Origin of the sequence: Mesorhizobium sp. M0166 (assembly GCF_040322255.1) — a bacterium.
In the GTDB taxonomy this organism is placed as follows: domain Bacteria; phylum Pseudomonadota; class Alphaproteobacteria; order Rhizobiales; family Rhizobiaceae; genus Mesorhizobium.
In genome coordinates this window covers 39678-62323 of sequence record NZ_JAMYTD010000011.1, presented here as the reverse complement: position 1 = coordinate 62323, position 22646 = coordinate 39678, and the positions used below count along the sequence as shown (strand labels likewise).

General features: G+C 61.0%; 21 protein-coding genes. 13 read left to right on the top strand and 8 right to left on the bottom strand.

The window, feature by feature from the left end:
- Nucleotides 1-117: 117 nt before the first annotated feature.
- On the bottom strand, nt 118-807 hold the full coding sequence (locus NKJ46_RS14845) for a haloacid dehalogenase type II (protein ID WP_352665719.1): 690 nt from the start codon (nt 805-807) through the stop codon (nt 118-120).
- Nucleotides 808-1233: 426 nt separating this feature from the next.
- Between NKJ46_RS14845 and NKJ46_RS14840 the strand changes: the two genes are divergently transcribed.
- Nucleotides 1234-2610 (top strand): aspartate aminotransferase family protein, encoded by a 1377-nt coding sequence (locus NKJ46_RS14840; protein WP_352665718.1) that lies wholly within the window; start codon nt 1234-1236, stop codon nt 2608-2610.
- 139 nt (nt 2611-2749) lie between these two features.
- Here the strand turns inward: NKJ46_RS14840 and NKJ46_RS14835 are convergent, their stop codons facing one another.
- The 6 genes from NKJ46_RS14835 to NKJ46_RS14810 all read right to left on the bottom strand — a co-directional run bounded on the left by NKJ46_RS14835 (nt 2750) and on the right by NKJ46_RS14810 (nt 7210).
- Entirely contained in the window at nt 2750-3076 is a 327-nt protein-coding gene (locus NKJ46_RS14835) for an HVO_A0114 family putative DNA-binding protein (RefSeq protein WP_352665806.1), read from the bottom strand.
- A 4-nt stretch (nt 3077-3080) separates the two neighbouring features.
- Nucleotides 3081-3620: a ribonuclease toxin HepT-like protein gene (locus NKJ46_RS14830; RefSeq protein ID WP_352665717.1), complete on the bottom strand. Its 540-nt coding sequence runs from the start codon at nt 3618-3620 to the stop codon at nt 3081-3083.
- Entirely contained in the window at nt 3607-3927 is a 321-nt protein-coding gene (locus tag NKJ46_RS14825) for a nucleotidyltransferase domain-containing protein (RefSeq protein ID WP_352665716.1), read from the bottom strand. The genes NKJ46_RS14830 and NKJ46_RS14825 overlap by 14 nt, the downstream gene beginning before the upstream one ends.
- A 311-nt stretch (nt 3928-4238) precedes the next feature.
- The gene (locus NKJ46_RS14820; protein ID WP_352492386.1) at nt 4239-4715 is read right to left on the bottom strand and encodes an Lrp/AsnC family transcriptional regulator; all 477 of its coding nucleotides are present in this window, start codon (nt 4713-4715) and stop codon (nt 4239-4241) included.
- 10 nt (nt 4716-4725) lie between these two features.
- Nucleotides 4726-5799, bottom strand: a complete 1074-nt coding sequence (locus NKJ46_RS14815; RefSeq protein ID WP_352665714.1) for a tartrate dehydrogenase — start codon at nt 5797-5799, stop codon at nt 4726-4728.
- A gap of 85 nt (nt 5800-5884) precedes the next feature.
- Nucleotides 5885-7210, bottom strand: a complete 1326-nt coding sequence (locus NKJ46_RS14810; protein WP_352665713.1) for an NAD(P)/FAD-dependent oxidoreductase — start codon at nt 7208-7210, stop codon at nt 5885-5887.
- A gap of 158 nt (nt 7211-7368) precedes the next feature.
- On the opposite strand from NKJ46_RS14810, the gene NKJ46_RS14805 reads away from it, so the two are divergent.
- From NKJ46_RS14805 to NKJ46_RS14780, 6 genes are all read left to right on the top strand, one after another.
- A complete protein-coding gene (locus tag NKJ46_RS14805; protein WP_352665712.1) occupies nt 7369-7809 on the top strand; it encodes a hypothetical protein in 441 nt (146 codons plus the stop codon).
- 180 nt (nt 7810-7989) lie between these two features.
- Nucleotides 7990-9654, top strand: a complete 1665-nt coding sequence (locus tag NKJ46_RS14800; RefSeq protein ID WP_352665711.1) for an ABC transporter ATP-binding protein — start codon at nt 7990-7992, stop codon at nt 9652-9654.
- 23 nt (nt 9655-9677) lie between these two features.
- A complete protein-coding gene (locus NKJ46_RS14795; RefSeq protein WP_352565922.1) occupies nt 9678-11348 on the top strand; it encodes a peptide ABC transporter substrate-binding protein in 1671 nt (556 codons plus the stop codon).
- Nucleotides 11349-11427: 79 nt separating this feature from the next.
- Entirely contained in the window at nt 11428-12378 is a 951-nt protein-coding gene (locus tag NKJ46_RS14790) for an ABC transporter permease (RefSeq protein ID WP_352665710.1), read from the top strand.
- Nucleotides 12379-12410: 32 nt separating this feature from the next.
- The gene (locus NKJ46_RS14785; protein ID WP_352665805.1) at nt 12411-13289 is read left to right on the top strand and encodes an ABC transporter permease; all 879 of its coding nucleotides are present in this window, start codon (nt 12411-12413) and stop codon (nt 13287-13289) included.
- A 32-nt stretch (nt 13290-13321) separates the two neighbouring features.
- Nucleotides 13322-14653: an NAD(P)/FAD-dependent oxidoreductase gene (locus NKJ46_RS14780; protein WP_502903402.1), complete on the top strand. Its 1332-nt coding sequence runs from the start codon at nt 13322-13324 to the stop codon at nt 14651-14653.
- 148 nt (nt 14654-14801) lie between these two features.
- Here NKJ46_RS14780 and NKJ46_RS14775 read toward each other — a convergent pair whose 3' ends face one another.
- Nucleotides 14802-15740: an ornithine cyclodeaminase family protein gene (locus tag NKJ46_RS14775; RefSeq protein ID WP_352665707.1), complete on the bottom strand. Its 939-nt coding sequence runs from the start codon at nt 15738-15740 to the stop codon at nt 14802-14804.
- 55 nt (nt 15741-15795) lie between these two features.
- Between NKJ46_RS14775 and NKJ46_RS14770 the strand changes: the two genes are divergently transcribed.
- The 6 genes from NKJ46_RS14770 (at nt 15796) to fghA (ending at nt 22638) form a co-directional block, all read left to right on the top strand.
- Nucleotides 15796-16833 (top strand): GNAT family N-acetyltransferase, encoded by a 1038-nt coding sequence (locus NKJ46_RS14770; protein WP_352665706.1) that lies wholly within the window; start codon nt 15796-15798, stop codon nt 16831-16833.
- An 11-nt stretch (nt 16834-16844) separates the two neighbouring features.
- Nucleotides 16845-18023 carry an alanine racemase gene (locus NKJ46_RS14765; RefSeq protein WP_352665705.1) on the top strand — a complete coding sequence of 393 codons (1179 nt, stop codon included), beginning with the start codon at nt 16845-16847 and terminating at the stop codon, nt 18021-18023.
- A 55-nt stretch (nt 18024-18078) separates the two neighbouring features.
- On the top strand, nt 18079-19353 hold the full coding sequence (locus NKJ46_RS14760; RefSeq protein ID WP_352665704.1) for an NAD(P)/FAD-dependent oxidoreductase: 1275 nt from the start codon (nt 18079-18081) through the stop codon (nt 19351-19353).
- Nucleotides 19350-20804, top strand: coding sequence for an aldehyde dehydrogenase family protein (locus tag NKJ46_RS14755; RefSeq protein WP_352665703.1), 1455 nt, complete (start codon nt 19350-19352; stop codon nt 20802-20804). The genes NKJ46_RS14760 and NKJ46_RS14755 overlap by 4 nt, the downstream gene beginning before the upstream one ends.
- 270 nt (nt 20805-21074) lie before the next feature.
- Entirely contained in the window at nt 21075-21293 is a 219-nt protein-coding gene (locus NKJ46_RS14750) for a hypothetical protein (RefSeq protein WP_352665701.1), read from the top strand.
- A 493-nt stretch (nt 21294-21786) separates the two neighbouring features.
- Nucleotides 21787-22638 carry an S-formylglutathione hydrolase gene (fghA, locus tag NKJ46_RS14745; RefSeq protein ID WP_352665700.1) on the top strand — a complete coding sequence of 284 codons (852 nt, stop codon included), beginning with the start codon at nt 21787-21789 and terminating at the stop codon, nt 22636-22638.
- The last annotated feature ends 8 nt before the right edge of the window (nt 22639-22646 follow it).

Below are 22646 nucleotides of genomic sequence, written 5' to 3'. Positions count from 1 at the left end.
TTGCAGCGTTGGAACAATAAAGAAAGGGGCGGTGAAAACCGTCCCTTTCTCTATTGCGACCAGTGGCTATTAAGGTTTGGGAGCGCCTCGCTCTGGCGCGACTGCGCCTACAAACGTTCAGGCGAATTCCCGAACTGGCTCCAGTCCGACGGCGCCGGCCAGACCGCCGATATCCTTGATTTCGGTATATTCGTAGAAGGGGTTCGCAGGCTCGTGGCCGCGGTTCACCCAGACCTTGCTCTTGATACCGAGATCATAGGCGGTCATGAGATCGTAGCGAAATGAGGACGACACGTGCGTAATGTCCTCCGGGCCGCAGCCTAGTTTGTCGAACATATATTCGAAGCCCTTCATTGAAGGCTTGTAGGCGCCGGTCTCCTCGGCCGTGATGACCATGTGGAAGGGTGCGCCGAGTTTCTCCACGTTCGACATGATCAGGCTCTTCATGGAGTTCGACAGGATCACCAGCGGAATCTCCTTGGCGACCTTGGCCAGGCCCGCCGGGACATCCGGGTGCGGACCCCATGTCGGCACTTCCGCATAGATGCGCTGGGCATCCTCGGGCCGGAATGCGACGCCGTTGCGCTTGCAGGCACGTTCCACGGAATTGTGTACGACCTCGCTGTACGGCTTCCAGGCACCAAGAACCTCATCGACGCGATAGGCCGAGAAATCCTTTATGAACTGCGCCATCCCAGCTGGGGAGAGCTGCGCGCCGTATACGCGTCTCGCCGCGCCGGCCATGTCGAAGTTGGATAGTGTACCGTAGCAGTCGAAGGTGATGTATTTCGGTCTGAACTGGGTCATAAGCGTCGATCCTTCCAATCCTGTCGGCACTGCGTGCCTTTAACAGCAAGGATCATAATGAGGACCGGAGAAGACTAGTCGCCGCATTCGATGCGCCCTGAAGCAGATTGTTTTGTATTGGGTGAGAGCTTTGGCAGAGAGTTGCGCCTGAGTTCGTTTCGGGCTTCGCGGGAGCGCGATCCTTCAGCCGTGCGTCGGCATAAAATGCGGCGCCGGCGGCAAAGGAAAGTCAAAACGCCTATCGCTCAGGTTCTGGTCGGGAAAAACTGCTGTCCGCGGCAGCCTATCTTGGGCCTAGAGAAATCAGGCCCGGAATCAACCATCACCGCGCAGCAGACCACGCTGGAAACGAGCTGAAGGACGAAACCACACCACGCCGGACTCATGCTCTCGTCAGTCAGGCACCGCGCTGAATCGGAGGAAGAAATGCTGGCAAATTCACTGATCGAACTCGATCGCGCACATCTGGTTCACCCGTTTTCATCCTATCGGAGCCACGAGGACGCGGGCGTGCGGGTGCTCAAATCCGCCAAAGGCGCAACCGTGACCGATGCAAGCGGGAAAACCCTGCTGGACGGATTCGCCGGTCTATGGTGTGTAAACATCGGATACGGCCAGGAAAGCGTCGTTGAAGCAGCCGCAAAGCAGCTAAGAGATCTTCCCTATGCGACGGGATATTTCGGGCTGGGATCCGAGCCTGCCATTCGCCTTGCTGCCAGGCTTGCCGAACTGGCGCCCGGCGATTTGAACCACGTCTATTTCACGCTTGGCGGCTCCGACGCAGTCGACAGTACGATCCGCTTCATTCGCTATTACTACCATGCCAAGGGTACGCCGCAAAAGGACCAGTTCATCTCGGTCGAGTATGGCTACCATGGATCCTCGACGGCAGGGTCAGGTCTGACAGCGATCCCGGCCTTCCACGCGGGTTTCGGCGTGCCTTACGACTGGCAGCACAAAATTCCTTCGCACTACGCCTATCGCAATCCGGTCGGTTCCGACCCGCAGGCGATCATCGATGCATCGGTCGCGGCCCTGCGGGCCAAAATCGCGGAACTCGGCGCGGGCCGCGTTGCGGCCTTCTACGCCGAACCAATCCAGGGTTCGGGCGGTGTCCTCGTTCCACCGACAGGTTGGCTGAAGGCTCTGCACGCCGTGTGCAAGGAACACGACATTCTGTTCGTTGCCGACGAAGTTATCACTGCCTTTGGCCGTACCGGCCCCCTCTTCGCGTGTGAGGATGACGAGGTCGTGCCAGATTTCATAACCACAGCGAAGGGACTGACCTCGGGCTACGTGCCGATGGGCGCCGTCTTCATGTCGGACCACGTGTACAATACGATCGCGGACGGAGCCGGCAAAGCGGCGGTCGGCCATGGCTATACTTATTCGGCCCATCCCGTGAGCGCGGCAGTCGGGCTTGAATGCCTGCGTCTCTATGAAGATGGCTTGCTCGAGAATGGGCGGAAAGTGGGGAAGCGCCTGATGCAAGGCCTTTGCTCGCTCGCCGACCACCCGCTGGTTGGCGACATCCGCGGTCGCGGTATGCTGGCAGCAATCGAGTTGGTCACCGACAAGGAGCGCAAAACGCCGCTGCCGGCGGCGGCTGATCCGGGGCGCCGCATCTTCGAGCGCGCGTGGGCGAACGGCCTTGTCATCCGTGCCTTCAACAGCGGCATCCTCGGCTATGCGCCGCCGCTCTGCTGCACAGACGACGATATTGATGGAATCCTCGAACGCACGCGGATGACGCTGGACCAAACCCTCCAAGATAAGGATGTGCGGGCAGCGATGAAGGGATGATCAGCGGGCGCATCGCATCGACCAGGGCCTTTTGGGACTATCTTGGCGATCGGCTCGGCGTCACCCGAGACTTCACGTCCAATACTTGCCAAACCTCGTCAGCGGCGGCTTCGCATCCCACTCGTCGACTTTGCCTCTGTTATCCATGGCGCAGCAAAGATGATGGTCCGGCGATTTGTTTCCACGAATCGTCGACCTCGCATCTGCCATCCTGAAGCTCAGCGAGTTCGATCGTGACTCGTTGCACGGCGAGTTCGGGTCTCTTCGGCCTGGAGCCCGCCATTGAGACAATTCCCCCCCGCTCAAGGGCCGCCAGGGAGCGGGATACGTTCGGCTGCGGACGCGCCGCCAACCTGCACAGTTCCGTGATGCTTTGCGGTCGATACCGATGGATCAGCGCCACCAGCCGACAATTCTCAGGGGTCAACGCCCGCAGAATCTCTTCCGGGGCACACGACTGAGCCATTGGTTCACGGACCACCAGATGCCCCGCCTCCTGAGCCGTCGTCGCCGCCATCACTGTCGCGCGTGTTTTCCTCAGTAAGAGTGCTTTCCAAGTAAACAACAGCCTGGACGAAGGACGGAAATGCCTCTTTTACCCTGTCGAGATTTTCGAGCACCTTGTCTGTTTTCAGGTCAAAACCGTATCGATGCCGCACCAGGTGACGGAATCCCTTTAACTCACTCAGGGACTGATAAAGCTCGGGGTCGAGCACAGCCGGGCGGATGCCTGCAATTTCCGCCGACATCTGATCGAGCACGTCCTGGTGCATCGTAGGCCCTTGGGGAACGAGGCCGTCTATGTCGTTGGACAGGCTGAGCAAGATGTCCTCGATGCCGTTGTAGACATTGTGGACTCCCAGCGAAACAGCTGCGACCGCTCCCCATTCGCCGAGTGACATCTCACTCCCATGAGCCGACAAAAATTCCTCGATTTGCTGCAGTTCCTTCGCAGCGCGGTCGATTTTTGGCGACAGTTTTGCGAATGCCGGATGCTTAAACGCTGTCATTGAGCAATTCCTGCACTCGTTCGGACGAAACGTCTGAAGCAAAGATCAGGTCATAAGGAATGTTCGTTCCCCGAAGCTGGTCTGCGACCAAGCGCTCTACCAGGGCCCGGCGCGCAGGATCAGTGCTTCCGTGAACCAGCAGATCTACGTCCGAATGGACGCGGAAACGGTTTTTCCGGAGGGATCCGACAACAGAGATATCGACGCCGCGGGCTTTGGCGTTCCGGAGAATACGCGATACACAGGCTTGCGCGGTCTTCCGGCGATCGTCAGCTCTTCGGTGGATCAAAGTGTCAATCTTGTTCATCTTTTCGCCTGTTGCCTTTGGTCCAACTGTGACCCGAGGCTAGATTGTCGCACTCCGCAAGCGGTGCGTGCTGCCTGCCTATATATCATCGAATGATATATATTCAAGCCATTTGACGAGGACAAGGCGAAAACAGGCGTTCGCCGGAAGTGTCCAGATGCAGTCGAAGTTTTAGGCTAGGCGCCGTTCAGACGAGTGGCAATGACGGCCTCGCCCGAAGCGTGACGTCGTCATTCGACAAATGCCGCGCGCGACAAGATGGAGCGTGGCACGAGCGCACGCCGCTTGTGGATCGAACCGGAGCAGCCTTCTCATCTGTCGAAAATGATGTCGAGAGGCAAATGGGATTTCACGATCGGTGACTTCAGCACGACGAAGCTGAAATATTTGTCGATCCCGATATCCAATTCGATCATGCGCTCCATGATCGTCTGGTACTCGCTGATGCCCGCTGTGACAAACTTCACTAGATAGTCGTAGCCGCCTGAAACCAGATGGCATTCGATGACAGAATCGACTTTCTGAATTGCGGTGAGAAATCTCGCGAAATCGTTCTGTTGATGGTGCTTGAGCGTGACTTCGGTGAAGATCGTCAGAGTCTGTCCGAGCTTGGACACATCTATCTGGGCGGAATAGCCGGTGATGAAGCCTTCCGCCTGAAGCTTCTTCACGCGCATCAGGCAAGGGCTCGGCGAAAGGTTCACCAGGTCGGCAAGCTCGACATTGGTGACCCGCCCGTTCTTTTGCAGTTGGGATAAGATCTTGATGTCGATCTTGTCGAGCTTCATTGGAAACCTGTCACACGTTCGAACCGCGGATCGCCCGGCAGACAGCGTCCGTCACCTCCTGCGTGGTTGCTGTCCCTCCTACGTCCGGCGTCAGCACGCCTTCACTCGTCACCGTTTCCACAGCGCTCATCAGCCGGGCGGCCGCTGCGCTCTCGCCCAGGTGTTCGAGCATCTGGGCAGAGGTCCAGAAGGTGGCGACCGGGTTGGCAATACCTTTGCCGGCGATGTCGAATGCCGAGCCGTGAATTGGCTCGAACATCGAGGGATAGCGCCGCTCGGGATCAATGTTGGCCGTTGGTGCAACGCCGAGACTGCCCGCGAGCGCGCCGGCAAGGTCGGACAATATGTCGGCGTGAAGATTGGTGGCGACGATCGTATCGAGGCTCCGAGGTTTCAACGTCATACGCACTGCCATAGCATCGACTAGCATCTTGTCCCACGCCACGTCGGGGAATTCCTGCGCCACCTCGGCTGCGATTTCGTCCCACATTACCATGCCGTGACGCTGCGCGTTGGATTTCGTAACAACGGTCAGGAGCTTTCGCGGCCGTGACTGCGCCAGCCGGAATGCATAGCGCATGATGCGGGTGACTCCGACGCGCGTGAAGATCGCGACTTCGGTTCCGACCTCCTCGGGGAGGCCGCGATGGGCGCGGCCGCCGTGGCCCGAATACTCGCCCTCGGAATTCTCCCGCACGATCACCCAATCCAGATCGCCAGGGCCAACGCCCGCCAGCGGCGAAACAATCCCGGGCAATATCCTGGTCGGCCGCACGTTCGCGTATTGATCAAAGCCTTGGCAAATCGGCAGGCGGAGTCCCCAGAGCGTGATGTCGTCGGGCAGATCGGGAGCGCCCACCGCGCCAAAGAAGATGGCGTCGAAGCGCTTCAGTTGCGCCACTCCATCTTCGGGCATCATCCGACCATGGGCCTTGTAATAGTCTGAGCCCCAGTCGAAGTGCTCGACGCGCAGCTTGAAGTCGCCGCAGCGCTGCTGCAGCGCCTCAAGTGCCTGGAGACCTGCGGCAATCACCTCCGGGCCGATCCCGTCGGCAGGAATGGCGGCAATCTCATATTCGCGCATCGTCACTTCCTTGTTTTTGGTGCTGGCCGCCTCGTGGCCTCAATCTCGTGTGCGATCGAGATTGTACCTTGGCAAGACGGTCTTCTCAGAATTCAGCGACCTTGCCCCACGCAGCGGTCTTCAGACGCTCGGGCCTATAGGGACGCGGATCGACAATAGGCTCGCTGCCTGTGACGATGTCGGCGATCATATGCCCCGCGCCGGGGCCAATCCCGAAGCCGTGACCACTGAATCCCGCCGCCAGGATGAAGCCCGGAATCCCCTCCACTTCGCCGACAGCGGGAATGCCGTCGGGCGTGCTGTCGATATAACCCGCCCAGACATCGGAGATCGCGACGCGTTGGAGTTCGGGGATCAATTCGCAGGCTCTTCGATATGTAAGCCGAATCTGCCCCATGTCGGGCTTTGGGTCGAGAATCCGGTTCCGTTCCATTGGCGTGATGTCGTCGAGGGCCCATTTGCGCAGGCTTTCATGGCCTTGACGCCAGCCCTCGAAGGCGCCCGGGGCGAGACTGCGCCAGCGGCGGGCGAACATAGGTACAAACTCTCGGCTGAACCTGAACTGCTGCGGCGTTGGATCGACACGCGCCCGCCCGCTGATCGCCAGCGCGTATCCACCGTTGCTGCGCCGCGTCAGAGAGACGCGCGCGGTATGCAGGGCATCCGGCAGACCGTTTGCGCCTGGCGCCACGGCTAGAATGGACTGACGCACGGCAGCTTGCGGGAAGCGCATGCCAAGCTGGTTGCAGAAGGAAGAAGCCCACGCGCCTCCGGCCATGACAACGGTTTTCGTCCGTATGGTGCCTGCTTCGGTCACCACAGCGCTCACCCGGCCGGCGCTCAACTCCAGCCCGCGCGCCGCGCAATGCTGATGTACGGTTCCGCCCGCCGCCATGATGCCGCGCGCCGCAACCGGGACTGCCTTGGAAGGGTCCGCCGTTCCGTCAGTTGGCGAGAACACGCCACCTTTCCATTTGCGGCCCGTGGCTTTGCCCCGTTCGGTGGCTTCTTCTGCGCTCAGCACGTGCGTGGTGACCCCGACCGTTCTCGCAAAATCGCGCCACTTCGCCCAGCCTGCCAGCTCATTTTCGTCTTGTGAGAGATAGAGGAGCCCGCAGCGGCGAAAGCCGGTGTCTTGGCCGGTCTCCTGTGCCACCTTCTCCCAGAGGTCGAGACTCTTGGTCGCCATCGGCAGCTCGCGCGCATCGCGGTTCTGCTGGCGGCACCAGCCCCAGTTGCGGCTGGACTGCTCGGCCGCGATACGCCCCTTTTCGACCAGGGCGACCTTGAGGCCGCGGCGCGCCAGATAGTATGCGCTGAACACGCCCACCACGCCGCCGCCGATGACGACGACGTCCGCTTCGTGAGGGAGGGAAGGGCTGCAGTCGATGTGCATGAGCGGCGCGGACATGGATGGGACTCCGGTAATTTGAAGCATCCTAACCTGTAGCCTGGAGAGACAGGCTGCGGAGTTTGTGCCTGGACGGAATATCCTGCGTTTAGCAGCCCCCAGGACAGGCAATTATTGCGCGAAAAGCTCGCTGCGCGGGGCAAGCAGGAGTACACTTCATGCAGTCGCGTCATCTGCGGCATGCGCGGTACACGGCGCAGTCGTCGACCTTGATCGGCAGTGCCTTGGCCGACATCGTGATGGGCCGCACGGTCACCAATCCGCTCGGCGGCATGGCCTGCATATGGTGCCGATGTACACCGGAAATCTTTGGTCATATCCCTCATGGGCGCGTATTGCCGGATGAAGGATGTGGTTGCCTGATCCCGGTTTCCGCGCCGAAACGGGAACAGAGTGAAATGCCGAACTGGATGTTCTTTTCAGAAGTTCCTGCCGCCCGAGGGCCAAGTTTCGAAGACTCTGCGGAAACAGAACAGTCAAACTGGCTGGAAGAACGGAGCAACCCTTCCTTATGGCAGGCAGGCTTCAGAGGACATTCGATAGGCAAGGCTTGCCCCTTCGGAGAGTTCTCCAAGAAAAAAGGGAACAGAGTCCGGTAAACGGACCGGATTTCATAAGGGAACCGCCACGATGAGCAGAACCCGTCTCTCGCAGCCTCAGCGCGCGAAGCGCCGAGAAGCCCGGACTACGGCAGCTACGGTGAGGCGCTTCCGCTCAAAGGGCGATGATGCGGTCCGCAACAGGGTGGACGCGCTCGGTTGAAAGGGGAGGTGACCTCGATGGTCGCAAGCATCCAGGCTGTAGCCCCCCACGATGTGGCGCTTTCGGTGCGCGACCTCACGGTGAATTTGCCGCAAGGCATGGAACGGGCCCATGCTGTCAAGAACATTTCCTTCGATCTCAAACGCGGCCAGATACTCTGCATCATAGGCGAGTCCGGATCGGGCAAGTCGGTCACGGCGAACGCGATCATGGGGCTTCTGCCGAAGGTGATCCGCCTCTCATCGGGTGTCATCCAGCTGGAGGGGATGAACATCATCGGCATGTCGCCAGACAAGCTGCGCAATCTGCGTGGACGGGTCGTGTCGATGATCTTTCAGGACCCGCTCTCGGCGCTCAATCCCCTGATGACGGTGGGCGCGCAGATTGACGAGGTCATGGCCGCGCATGGCTTCGGCACGCCACAAACCTGTCGCAATCGCGCCATCGAGCTGCTCACTGAAGTAGGCCTGCCAGATCCCGAACTCATGTATCACCAGTACCCTTTCCGGCTTTCGGGCGGGCAGCGGCAGCGCGTCATGATCGCCATGGCCTTGGCGCTCGAGCCGACGGTCCTGATTGCAGATGAACCAACGACCGCCCTCGACGTCACCACCCAGGCTCAGATCCTGCAACTGATCCGTGACATTCAGCGGCGCAAAGGCATGAGCGTGATGTTCATCACCCACGATTTCGGCGTGGTGGCCGAGATCGCCGACAGCGTCGTGGTGATGGAAAAGGGCCATGTCGTCGAACAGGGCAGCGCCGAGCAGGTGTTGAAGTCGCCCAAGCACCCTTATACCCAGCGCCTGATCGCGGCCGTACCACATTTGACCGGCGAAGATCGTTCTCGCCCGGAGGCTGCCAGCAAGGAGCCCATCCTCAAGGTTGAGGGTCTGGTGAAGACCTATCGCGGCGGCAGCGCGCTGTTCGGCGCGCAGCGGACTGTGACGGCGGTCAACGAGGTTTCGTTCGAACTGGCGCCTGGCCGCACGCTGGGGATCGTAGGCGAGAGCGGTTCGGGGAAATCCTCGCTGGGCCGGCTGCTGATCAAGCTGCTGGACAGTGACGGCGGCAGGATCTTGTTCGAGGGCTGTGACATAGCCAAGCTTTCCGAAGCGAAGTTCCGCCCGCTTCGACCGCGGATCCAGATGATCTTCCAGGATCCCTTCGCTTCTCTGAATCCACGCTCGACGGTCGGCCACATCATGACAGTAGGTCCGATGGCGCACGGGATGCCTTATGCTCAAGCGCGCGATGAAGCGCGTGCGCTTCTGGCCCATGTCGGTCTCGATGCCGGTGCTTTTGGCCGCTACCCGCACGAGTTCTCGGGTGGGCAACGCCAGCGCATCGGCATCGCTCGTGCGCTGATGTTCAAGCCGAAGCTGTTGATCGCCGACGAGGCTGTCTCCGCACTCGACGTGTCGATCCAGGCGCAGATCCTGCAGCTTCTGGACCAGATCCAGCGCGAGACCGGCGTGTCGATGGTCTTCATCACGCACGACCTGCGCGTCGCCAGCCAGATCTGCGACGAAATCGCTGTGATGCAGAAGGGCCGGATCGTCGAGCGCGGGCCGCCCTCGCAAATATTCCTGAACCCGCAAGCAGCCTACACGCGCCAACTGGTAGCGGCAATTCCAGGAGAGCGGCCGGGCAATGCCCGTCCAGTAGCAGCAAACGCATAACAAATAACAAGAGAGGAACTACCATGACCAAAAATTCATCGACTACGTCCAACTACTCGAGGCGCGAAGCGCTGCGACTGATGGCGCTAGGTGGGGCTGCAGGCCTCATCGCGCCCAATCTGTTGGGCAAGCCCGCCTTCGCCAAGACCCCTCCTGCAGGCCCGGCCGGTCGCGTCGTCGTCGGTCTTTCGCAAGAGCCGACCGTATTCAATCCGCTGATGGCGCATATCGAAGTCGATGACGCGGTCCATTTCTCGGTTTTCGATGCGTTGGTCCGGATGGATCCCCAAGGTGGCCTACATCCAAACCTCGCAGCCGAGGTGCCAAGCCAGAAGAACGGCGGCATTTCGGAGGACGGTCTCAACTGGCGCATCCGGTTGCGCGACAATGCCCGCTGGCACGACGGTGAGCCCTTCACGGCCGAGGACGTGAAATTCACCCTTGAGCTCATCACGAACCCGAAGTTTCGCGCTTGGCGCACGAGCGGCCATTCGCTCGTGCAGGACATCACAGTGGTTTCGCCCACCGAGATCACATGGCGGATGAAGGAGGCTTTTGCGCCCTACCTTTCATTCTTGGCCGAAACCTTCATCGTGCCTAAGCACATTCTGGGGAAAGAGGCCGATCCGAATACCGCCGCGTTCAACCAGGCGCCGGTCGGCACCGGCGCATTCAAATGGGGCCAGCGCGTCGCGGGCGATCACATCGAGCTCGTCGCCAATCCTGAGTACGCCGGCGAAGGTCCCTATGTCGAGCAGCTCATCTTCAAATACATCCCCGACATGACGGTGCTCTACACGCAGTTCAAGAGCGGCGACGTGGACCTGGTTGATCAGTCGTTCATCACCGCCGACCATTATACTGAAGCCCGCGAACTACCAGACCGCGTGGTGACACTGGAGACAGGGGCATCCCTGGAGTCGATCTACCTCAATTTGGGCCGCCCGCAGTTCAAGGATCTGGCAGTGCGCCAGGCGCTCTACGCCGCGTTGGACAGGAAAGCGATCGTCGACACGATCTATTACGGCGTGGGCACTCTCACCGAGACCTTCATGCCGAAGGAGTCCTACTACTACGACCCGGACCTGCCGGTTCAGGAGTTCAATCTGGACCGGGCGCGCCAAATCCTTGATGAGGCCGGCTGGGCGCCGGGGCCGGATGGAATCCGCGCCAAGGATGGGGTGCGACTGTCCTTCTCCAACTCGACAACTTCTGGCAACAACCTCCGCGAGCAGACGCAGCAGTTCCTGCAGCAGACGTTTGCCGAGATCGGCGTCGAGATGACGATCTCGAATTTGCCGGCTGCAGTTATGTGGGGCGAGTTCTGGCTGAAGTCGCAATTCGACACCGCCATGGTGGGCGTCACGTATCTGATTGCCGCGGACCCCGACGCCACAAACCGGCTCCATACGAAGGCGATCGCCGCTCAAGGCGGACACGGCTCGAACACCGGACAATATTCCAATCCTGAGGTCGATGCCCTGCTCGAAAAGGGTGCTCGCAGCTTCGATCCGGAAGAACGGCGCGGGATCTATAACCGGGTGCAGGAAGTGGTGCGCCACGATCTGCCCTTCCTGCCGCTGTTCGCCTACACAATCGTCCTCGGACGCAAGAAAGGGTTGGACGGCTTCGAGCCCAACGCCAACACCCGCACCGCGTCGTGGAATGCCGCGGCCTGGCAGTGGAAGGCCTGATCCACGCAGTTGCCGCCGCCCGGTTCCGTCGCGGCGGCGGCAACAGATCAGAATCATCAACCCACAATGGAGGACTCGAATGCGCGGCTTCCTGCTCAATCGCCTCTCTCAGAGCCTGGTGCTGCTTGTGATCGTTTCGATCATCGGCTTCGGCATTCTGAACCTCCTTCCCGGCGGCCCGCTGGCGCAATTTGGGCTTGATCCCGGAATGACCCAGCAGGATATCGAGCGTCTCAAGGGGCTGCTGGGCCTCGATCGGCCTATATGGATCCAATATGTGGACTGGGCATGGCGGCTGGTGCGGGGCGACTGGGGTCACTCGTTCCGTGATGGAGCGCCGGTGTTGGAGGTCATCGGCAGCCATCTCTTTGCCACGCTGCTGTTGATGGGTTCCTCAACCGTGATTGCAATTTCCATTGGCGCCTGGATCGGAATCCGCGGCGCCACGCGCCGCTATTCGCTGTTCGACTATCTCGCAACTGTCGGTGCCATGGTCGCGTTGTCGGTCCCCACCTTCTGGTTCGGGCTCGTCGGCATCTACGTCTTTTCCCTGAAGTTGGGCTGGCTGCCCGCGGGCAATATGTCCGAGATCGGCGACGCCTCGATCCTGGGCTACCTCCACCATCTGATCCTGCCAAGTATTGTGCTGTCGCTGGTCCATGTCGCGATCTGGAGCCGCTACATGCGGACGGCGACTCTCGACGCCATCAGCCAGGACTTCGTCAAGACGGCTCGGGCCAAGGGGTTGAGTGAACGCCGGATCCTGATGAAGCATGTCGTCGGCAACGCACTTTTGCCGATGATTACCTTGGCCGGGATGCAGCTTCCCAGCGTCCTCACTGGCGCGCTCGTGACCGAAACCGTCTTTACCTGGCCAGGAATGGGACGGTTGTTCCTCGATAGCCTTGGTTACAGCGACTATCCGGTTGTGATGGGGCTGCTGATGTTCTCCGCCATCCTCGTTCTGCTTGGAAACCTGATCGCCGATATTGTCGTCGCTATTGTCGATCCGCGCATTCGTCTGGCTTGAGCGCGCAACTTCCCCGACAGGAGACAGCCGATATGACCGCTCTCACCGCAAATGCAGCTCCGAGCCGATGGAGAAACAACCGCGCGGCACGTCGTTTCATGCGCCATCGCTTGGCGCTGCTCGGGTTGGCGATGATCATCTTCCTGAGTCTTGCTTGCGTCCTCGGCCCCCATCTCCTGCCTTATAACTCACTGTATATCGATCTGCGGGCCCGCTTTGCCCCCCCGCTGACGGGCTACCACTTTCTAGGCACCGATCCGCTTGGCCGCGACGTGGCGGCAAGGCTTTTGATGGCGGGACGAATCTCGCTGCTGGTCGGTTTCTTCGCCATGGTTCTGTCGACGCTCATCGGCACCCTGGTCGGCGTGATTGCCGGCTATCGCGGCGGCTGGGTCGGGGCCACGCTGATGCGCACGGTCGACGGATTCCTGTCGTTCCCATCGATCTTTCTGCTGCTGGCGCTGGCTGCCGCACTGAAGCCCAGTCCCGTGATGATCACCGTCATTATCGCCCTCACCAGTTGGATGGAGGTTGCCCGGATCGTCGAAGCGGAAGTCCGCTCGTTACGCGAACGCGAGTTCGTCCTGGCCGGGCGAATGCTGGGATTGAGCGGCACCCACATCATGTTCCGCGAGATACTGCCCAACGCCATGGGGCCGATTATCGTCGCTTCCACCTTGACGGTCGCGCGCGCCATTCTCATGGAAGCCTACATCAGTTTCCTCGGCTACGGGATCCAGCCGCCACTTCCCAGCTGGGGCAACATGCTCAATGGCGCCCAACAATATCTGGGCAGCGCGCCTTGGCTGGCAATCATTCCCGGAGCTGCAATCACCATTGCGGTAACCAGTTTCAATTTCATCGGTGACGGGCTGCGTGATGCGCTCGACGTCCGAGACGACCACATCTGAAGTTTCATCGACCGCAGATCTTTACCCCTGCAATGCAGCGAGAAGTCAGCCACGTGCAAGAGCCTCATATCGCCGACAAGAACACACCCTACTGGTGGGAAGCAGCGCCCGTCATGCCGCTGCCGCGCCAGCCAGTCGCAAAGGAGCTTGACGTGGCAATTGTCGGCGCCGGTTATGCCGGGCTTTCGGCCGGGCTGGTGCTGGCGCGCGAAGGACGCTCGGTCGCAGCCTTTGATGCGATGAATCCGGGCGAGGGTGCTTCCACCCGCAACGGCGGGATTACGAGCGGAAGCATCCGGCCGGACTATGCCACGATCACCCGGCGCTTCGGGGAAGAGAAGGCCATGGCGATCGAGGCCGAGGGCAAGGTCGCACGCGAATTCCTCTACGACTTCATCAAGACCGAAGGGCTCGACTGCGACTTCCGACTGGTTGGCCAATTCAAAGGCGCTTTCGGATATGAACAGTATGAGAAGATGGCGCGCGGCGCCGAGACGCTGGCGAAGAAACTGGGGATTGAGTCCTACGCGGTTCCGCGTGCCGAGCAGCGAAATTATATCGGCACCGACTTCTACCGCGGCGGGACCGTTCGGATGGACATTGGCGGGCTGCACCCCGCAAAATTCCATGCTGAGCTCCTGCGGGTGGCGCTCGCATCCGGGTTGACGGTCCATTCGCATACAGTGGTCAAGTCGATCGAGAGGAACGGTTCGGGGTTCCGCGTCGCGACTTCGGCAGGGACGGTGGATGCACGGCAGGTTCTGGTCTGTACCAACGGCTATACCGACGGCGCCGCTCCCTTCCTACGCCGCCGCCTGGTTCCGGTCCGCAGCCGGATCATCGTCACCGAGGAACTTGCGCCCGATATCATGGCGCGACTGATGCCGAAGCTGATGACGATCACCGAGAACCGGCAACTCGGTTTCTATTATCGTCCCTCGCCTGACGGAAAACGCATTCTGCTGGGAGGCCGTGACAGCTCTCGCGTCGGCGATCCGGCGGCGCCAAAGCTTCTCCTACGCAAGGGACTGGTGAACCTTTTCCCGGAGTTGGAGAACGTGCGCCTTTCGCATTGCTGGTTCGGCAACGTGGCGATGAACCGAGACATGCTGCCCCGCATCTTCGAGAAGGACGGTGTGGTCTATGCCTCCGGCTTCTGCGGTTCGGGCGTGGTCTGGGCGCCATGGATTGGCATGCGTGCGGCCCACAAACTGATGGGGCATGGCGAGCAGTCGCGCACGGCGTTCGATTTTCGACCGCCTTCGGCCGTCCCGCTCTATCGTGGCAATCCGTGGTTCATGCCGGCGATTATCCAGGGCTATCGGTTGCAGGACCGTCTCGCCTTCTGGCGCGCCAGCCGCTAGTCGCCGACATCGGGGCGATCCGTGGTTCGTGGGGGCAAGCCTTTGGCGTGCCCGCTGCTGACACGACTGAAAAATCGCGCGAGTTGCAGGACAGCTCCAGTGGTGTCGAAAAATCCGTCAGGACTGGGGCCTGTCGGTGCGAAGCTGATCAGCGGTGGGACGCCTTTGCGCGGATCAACGCGTCGGCCATATAGAGGTCCTGCAGGGAGATACCGGAACTGTCGAAGACCGTGATCTCATTGTCGAAGCGGCGTCCGGGCACACGCTTTTCAATGACGTCGCCGATTGGTGTTACCGCAAGCATGCCGGCGTCGATCTCGTCGCGCACGTGCTGGAATTCGCCGATCTGGACTGACTGGGAAAGCAGATCACAAAACAGACGTGCCTTGGGAAACAGTTCGCTCGGCAATTCGCGCTTACCTGGAGCATCCGACCCCATGCTGACGATATGGGTTCCGGGTCCCACCCAAGCGGCATCGAACAGCGGTTCGCGTGCGGGTGTCGCCGTGACCACGATGTCGGCCGCGCGCACGGCTTCTTCCGGCAAGGCGGCGCGCGCCTTCAGTCCCCTTTCGCCGATCTGATCGACAAAAGCGTCGCGCCGCGGCGAAGGCCGGGCCACGACCAGCACGGTTTCGATTGGGCGGATGCGTGCCAGCGCCATCACTTCGAAGCTCGCCTGGTTGCCGGCGCCGAATATCGCCAGAACCTTGGCTTGCTTGCGCGCAAGAAGATCAGCCGCAACCGCGTCGGCGGCGGCCGTCCTGTAGGCGTTGACCTTCCCGGCCTCGATCACGGCGCCGAGCCGACCTGTATGCTGATCGAGCAGCACGATGGTGGAGTTGTGGCGGGGAAGGCCACGTGCCGGATTGCCCGACCAGAAAGAGCCGATTTTCAGTCCGGTCAGGTCGTCCGACGAACCGGATTTGATTGAGAAGGTATTGGTCGCGTCCTGTGTGCGTCCGAGAACAGCGGGAAAGACCCAGCTCTGCTGCGATGCTGCTGCCACGAGGGCCTCGCGCGCCGCCTCGAAAGCAAGTTTATGCGTGACGAGGGCGGCTGACTCCTCTTCGCTGATGTAGATCATCCAAAATTCCTCTGGGCATCACCGATCGCGGACAACCACGAAGCGGCGATTCAAGGTGCCAGCTATTCCTCGCCCGATTTGCGCGATTTGGCATGCCGAGGAACTGCTCAAAACGAATTATCCCGCTGATTTGAAGGGGCAAAACAGCAGCGAAATCTGTCCGCCGGGCGCGACTCTAAGATCCGACTTCAATCCGACTCTGGATCAAGTGACAGCGTTGCACCTTATGGCCTTTGAGCATGACAGAGATATCGTCAGCGCCCCGACCGAGCTGATGAAATTCCAAACCCGCCATTTGCCGGGCGCGCTGAAGCTGTCGCAGGAGATGGCCTGGCCCTACCGCCAGGAGGATTGGGAATTTGCCCTGATGGTCGGCAACGGCCTGGTCCTCGAGCGGGCAGGACAGGTGATTGGCACGGCCATGTCCTGGAACTACGGACAGTCCTATGCCTCGGTCGGGATGATTATAGTTACTGGCTCCGCGCAAGGCGGTGGCAACGGCGCCCGGCTCTTTGATGGATTGCTTGAGGCGGCACACGGTCGCAACCTGCTGCTCAACTCAACCGAAGAGGGGCTGGCGCTTTACAAGCGACGCGGCTTCACTGCCTGGGGCACGGTGCTTCAGCACCAGGGCTCGCTGAACGTCGCCGTGACGCGCAGTGCTTGCGACGACATCCGTCAAGCGACAGTCTCTGACCTCGCGGCGATCCAGGCCTTCGACGAACGGGCCACGGGCATGCCCCGGCTGGCGATGGTGGCTGCGCTCGCCGATGTGGGCAACGCCTTGGTCATTGAGCGCAGGGGAGGGATTGCGGGCTACGCTATCGCGAGGAGGTTTGGCCGCGGCTATGTCGTCGGCCCTTGTGCAGCCGAGAGCGAGCAAGACGCGCGGCTTCTGATCCTGGCCCAGCTTTCGAAGCTTCACAATCAATTCGTTCGCATCGACGTCTATGCCGAGGATGGATTGGGCGACTGGCTTGAGAGCCTTGGCCTTCAGCGGTCCGGCAGTGCGACCGCCATGGTCAAAGGGCAACGGCCCGTCTCCGAGCGGGCCGCCCATATGTATGCGTTGGCAAACCAGTCGTTCACTTAGGAAACGAACTTATGAACACGAGGGCAGCAAACGTGGCGGTGAGCGAGCCGGCTCGGACGATCGACGCCTTAATCACTCCGGCGCTGCTTCTCGACCGTGGGCGGCTCGAGCGCAACATCCAGGGTCTGGCCGAGCGCGCCAGGAAGTTTGGCGTGGCACTGCGCCCGCATATGAAGACGGCCAAAAGCATCGACGTCGCCCGATGCGCGTTCCACCGCGAACCCGGTCCGATCACGGTCTCGACCATCGCCGAGGCGGAGTATTTTGCGGGCCATGGCTTTCGAGACATAACCTATGCGGTTGGTATCTCACCGGCTTCGGCCAGGCGCGCCATGGAGCTTTGTCGCCGCACCGGCGCTGATGTGAAGTTGTTGCTCGATTCCGTCGGCCAGGCCGACGGCCTGGCCGACGTCCGCGAAGCCACCGGTATGACGCCATCTGTTTTCATCGAACTGGACTGCGATGACCATCGCGGTGGCTTGAAGCCGGACGATCCCAAACTGCTCGAGGTGGCCAACAGGGTCGTCGAGAAGGGCGCTAATCTCGTCGGCGTCCTCGCCCATGCGGGCGAGTCCTATGCCTTGAGCACGCCCGATGCGCTGGTCAAAGCAGCCGAGAACGAGCGTTCGGCCAGCTTGCGCGCGGCGGAAACTTTGCGCGCTCACGGCCATGCCTGCCCGATCATCAGCCTCGGTTCGACGCCGACGGCGCATTTCGCCAGTAATCTTGATGGGGTCACGGAGCTGCGCGCTGGCGTCTACATGTTCTTCGACCTCGTCCAGCACGGCGTCGGGGTCTGTGCCATCGACGCCGTCGCGATTTCCGTGTTGGCCACGGTGATCGGGTCCAAGCCGAAAAAGGGATGGGTGCTGGTCGACGCAGGGTGGATGGCGCTTTCGCGCGACCGGGGAACCGCAAACCAGCAGATCGACCAGGGCTACGGCGTGGTCTGCGACGAAAAGGGGCGGGTGCTTGAAGATGTGATCGTTGCCCAGGCCAGCCAGGAACACGGTATCCTCGCCATTCGTGCCGGCTCTGGAAAGTCCATGCCCGAGCTGCCGCTCGGGTCTCGGGTCCGGATTCTGCCCAACCATGCGTGCGCGATGGCCGCCCAGCATGACTTCTACAGCGTCGTCAATGGGGACAGCCCCAAGATTGAAGCGCGTTGGGAGCGGATGCGCGGATGGTAGCGCGCGCAATTACGCCTGGGATGTTGCCCCACTCAAGTCAGCATTGGTGGTCAAAATGAAGCTTACCTCATACTGGCTGGATACGGCTCAGCCGTTCAATGAAGGGTCGTCCAAACCGCTCGAAGGCCACTACGACGTGGCGATCGTGGGCGGCGGCCTGACCGGCTCCTCCGCCGCGCTGGCCCTTGCCAAAAAGGGCGCCCGGGTTGCCCTATTGGAGGCCGAAACGATCGGCAACGCCGCGTCCGGCCGCAATGGCGGTATGTGCAACAACGGCTTTGCCCAGAACTATGCAATCATGGCTGGCAAGCACGGCAAGCCGGCTGCAAATGCACTCTACAAGGCTTTCGACGCCGGCGTCGATATGGTTGAGCGGTTGGTGCAGGAAGAAAAGATCGACTGCAGCTTCTCCCGCGTAGGCAAGCTCAAGCTTGCTGCCAAGCCCGAGCACTACGACATGCTGGCGCGCAGCCAGGAACTGCTGGCTGCCAATGTCGACCCCGACACCAGGATGATCGCGCGCGAGGACCTGCGAACCGAAGTCGGCACCAACCGCTACCATGGCGGGCTGCTCTTTCCCAAGAGCGCAGGCATGCATGTCGGCCGGTTCGTCCGTGGCCTCGCGACCGCCGCTGCTCGGCGTGGCGCCGAGGTCCATGAACGCTCGCCCGTCATGGCGATGCGCAAGGTTTCAGGCGGGCATGAGGTAACGACGCCAAAGGGCAAGATCGTCGCGCGGCAGGTCCTGTTGGCGAGCGGCATTTCCCAGGTCGGTCCGCTGAGATGGATCCGCCGCCGCATCGTGCCGGTCGGTGCCTTCCTCATCGTGACGCAACCGCTGTCGCCTGCGCAGATCGAGCGTCTCATGCCGACCCGTCGCAATGTCGTCGATACGCGCAACCTCGTTGTCTACTGGCGGCTCACGCCGGACAATCGCCTTCTGTTCGGCGGGAGGGCGCGCTTTGCCGTGTCCAACCCTCAATCCGACGAAAAAAGCGGCCGGATACTCAAGGCGGCGATGGTCGAGGTCTTTCCGGAACTGACCGGCACCCGCATCGACTACTGCTGGGGCGGCATGGTCGATATGACACGCGATCGCCTGCCGCGCGCCGGAGAGCGCGATGGCATCTATTACTCTATGGGCTATAGCGGACACGGGACCCAGATGTCGACGTTGATGGGCACCATCATGGCCGACGTCATGGACGGGCACCCCGAGCTCAATCCCTGGAAGGATTTCGACTGGCCAGCGATCCCCGGTTATTTCGGGCGCCCCTGGTTCCTGCCGATTCTCGGCGCCTATTACCGCATGAAGGACCTTGTAGGGTGATGACGCCCTTCGAACACCTGGCCCGCAACGGCCACCTGCACAAGTTCTTCATCGACAGTCAATGGGTTGAGCCGAGCGGCACCGCGACAGGCGTCGTCGTCAACCCCGCCACAGAAGAGGTTGTGAGCCAGTTTCCGCTTGGAAATGACGAGGACGTTGACGCGGCCGTTGTAGCGGCTCGCCGGGCATTCGCCACCTGGAGCCGGACCACGCCAGAAGATCGCGCGGGTCTGCTCGATCGCCTGCAAGCGCTGCTCGAGGCGCGCGGCGAACTGCTGGCTCAATGCCTGAGCCTCGAAATGGGCGCGGCGATCGGCTATGCGCGTAGCGCCCAGGTGCCGCTGGCGATCACGCATGTTAAGGTCGCTCGCGATGTGCTGACAACCTTTCCCTTCGTCAAGCAGCGGGGGCAAACCGCCGTCACCCACGAACCGATCGGTGTCTGCGCCTTGATCACCCCGTGGAACTGGCCACTTTACCAGATCACCGCCAAGGTTTCGCCGGCGCTCGCTGCAGGCTGCACGATCGTGCTGAAGCCGAGTGAGCTTTCTCCGCTGGACGCCCTGCTGTTCGCCGAAGCGATTGAGGAAGCCGGCTTCCCTGCCGGGGTTTTCAACCTCCTGCAAGGCGATGGTCCAGGCGTGGGTATGGGTCTCGCCTCCCATCCGGATGTCGACATGATCTCCATTACCGGGTCCACCCGCGCGGGCATTGCGGTGGCCCAGGCGGCAGCGACCACGGTCAAGCGTGTCGCGCAGGAGCTCGGCGGCAAGTCGCCGAACGTGATCCTGCCGGACGCAGATCTCGATCGCGCCGTTTCTCTGGGCGTAGCCGCAGCGTTCCGCAATCTCGGCCAGTCATGCAGCGCACCGACGCGCATGATCGCGCCACGCGCACTGCTCTCCGAGATCGAGGAAATCGGCAAAAGGGCCGCAGCCCAGATCGTCATTGGCGATCCGCTTTGCGAAGCCACAACTCATGGTGCAATCGCAAACCGTGCCCAATTCGACCGCATCCAAGCCATGATCGGCGTCGGCATTTCCGAGGGCGCCAGGCTCCTCACCGGCGGACCGGGCCGTGCGCACGATCTGAAAGTCGGGTTCTATGTGAAGCCGACCATCTTTTCCGACGTACATACGAGCATGCGTATTGCCCAGGAAGAGGTCTTCGGGCCCGTTCTCTGCATCATCCCCTACGACACAATCGAGGAGGCCGTCACCATCGCCAACGACACGGTCTACGGTCTGGGGGCCCATGTGCAGGGCGAGGATATGGACGCCGTCAGGGACGTGGCCTCGCGGATCCGCTCCGGTCAGGTGCATATCAACTCCCCGGCCTGGGATCCGCACGCCCCGTTTGGCGGTTTCAAGCAGTCTGGAAACGGACGCGAATATGGGATCGAGGGCATGTTGGAGTATCTCGAGGTCAAATCCATCCTCGGCTATTTCTAGGCGACATCTTCGCCAAGTGCAGAGCGCGCCCGTCGGCCGAGCCCAGCTCCTGGACCGGGCTCACATACGAACCCGGCAATTGTCATGGCTCCGCAGCGTGCGGGCAATCTGCTGAGAAACCCGGTCGAGGCCCTTGGTCGATCCAGAATGCCGTCGCAATTAGAGATGTTTGGCCGTCACGGTCCAGGCGATCTGTACGTTTCGTACAACGAATTGAATACAACCGTGGAGAGACTACCATCGCCCTGGGCCGCATACGGGGAGGGTTGGATGAGTAAGGTGCAGAGGGTCAGTCCGGTAGTAGAGCAAGCAATCGCCGCAGTCCTCAATAGGGAGGACCGTGGTGACACCATCTCGATCACAGCGACATTAAACGCCGCGCGACAAGCTGCCCCTCATCTCGTCGCATCCGACGAAGAGCTAACCGAGGCGATCGTCGAGGCAGCAACTGCCCTGGGCCTGTCCGTTGCTTTCGACCGTGGGGAATAGCCGTCGGCTCACAGGGGTGGCTAAATCGGAACGTTGGTGTCATGCGTTGGGTGCCCCTCCGATGTTGCTGCATCTCAACGGGGCATCGCTGCGAGTTGGCAGGTGAACTCTTGCATCGGCAGCGAGTGTTGTCGCGCTGTCGCCGATAGTCCGCCAGAGCCGCGTCGAAGCGGCTGTCGCCGCTGAAACCATGGCAAGTGCATTTGCGCAGAGTTCGGTGTCCCGGAAGGCATCGCCGATCCCCTGCGCACTGCGTCCTTGCTGTAGCCAGCATCGCCAACGGGCGCCCGGCCTGGGCCCGTACGGTTGCGAAAGACGTTGGGCAACGCAGCGCCAGCGAATGGCGTCTCGTTGCCAAAACGGTCGGCCAAGGCAGGTCATCCCCGACTGCGATCAAGAACCCTGCGCGCCAGCCGGTCCACCAAGGTTGCCGCGATCGCCCTCGATGTCGTAGAGCCTACGATCGGCGGTTAAAATTGGTGGAGAAGAATATATGCCAGAGCACCCGAAACTCGTCTCTACTGCCAAGTCGCATGGCGGCGCCCAGCATGTTTACTCTCATCTCTCGACGAGCTGCTCGTGCGAAATGACGTTTGCCATTTTCGTGCCTCCGCAGGCACGGGAAAGCCGTTGCCCGGTGGTGTGGTACCTCTCCGGGCTCACCTGCACCCATGCCAATGTAATGGAAAAAGGCGAATACAGACGTATTGCCGCCGACCTTGGCTTGATCGTTGTCTGTCCCGATACCAGCCCGCGTCGTGCCGACATTCCGGATGAAAAGGACAATTGGCAGTTCGGCAGCGGCGCCGGTTTCTACCTCGACGCGACGCAAGAGCCGTATGCTAAGAACTATCGCATGTATTCCTATATCGTCGAGGAGCTGCCCGCCGTGATCGGGCGCGAATTTCCCGCCGATATGGCACGCCAGTCGATCTTCGGCCATTCGATGGGCGGGCATGGCGCGCTGACGATCGCACTGAAAAATCCCGCGCGTTTCAGAAGTTGCTCGGCGTTTGCGCCGATCGTGCAGCCAAGCACAGCCGGCTGGTCGAAGCCGGCTTTCGAAAAGTATCTCGGCCTGGATGAGGCCTCGTGGCGGCGCTACGATGCCACTTCGCTTATTGAGGATGGAAACCGTTTCCCGGAATTCCTGGTCGATCAGGGAACGTCAGACGGTTTCCTCCAGGAGGGCCTCAGGCCTTGGCTGCTCGAAGACGCCTGCTCCAAGGCAGGCATTCCGTTGAAATTGCGGATGCAGGACGAATACGATCACTCCTATTTTTTCATTTCGACCTTCATGCATGACCATATGACGTGGCATGCCGAACGGCTTTCACGAGCCTAAGGCCAGAG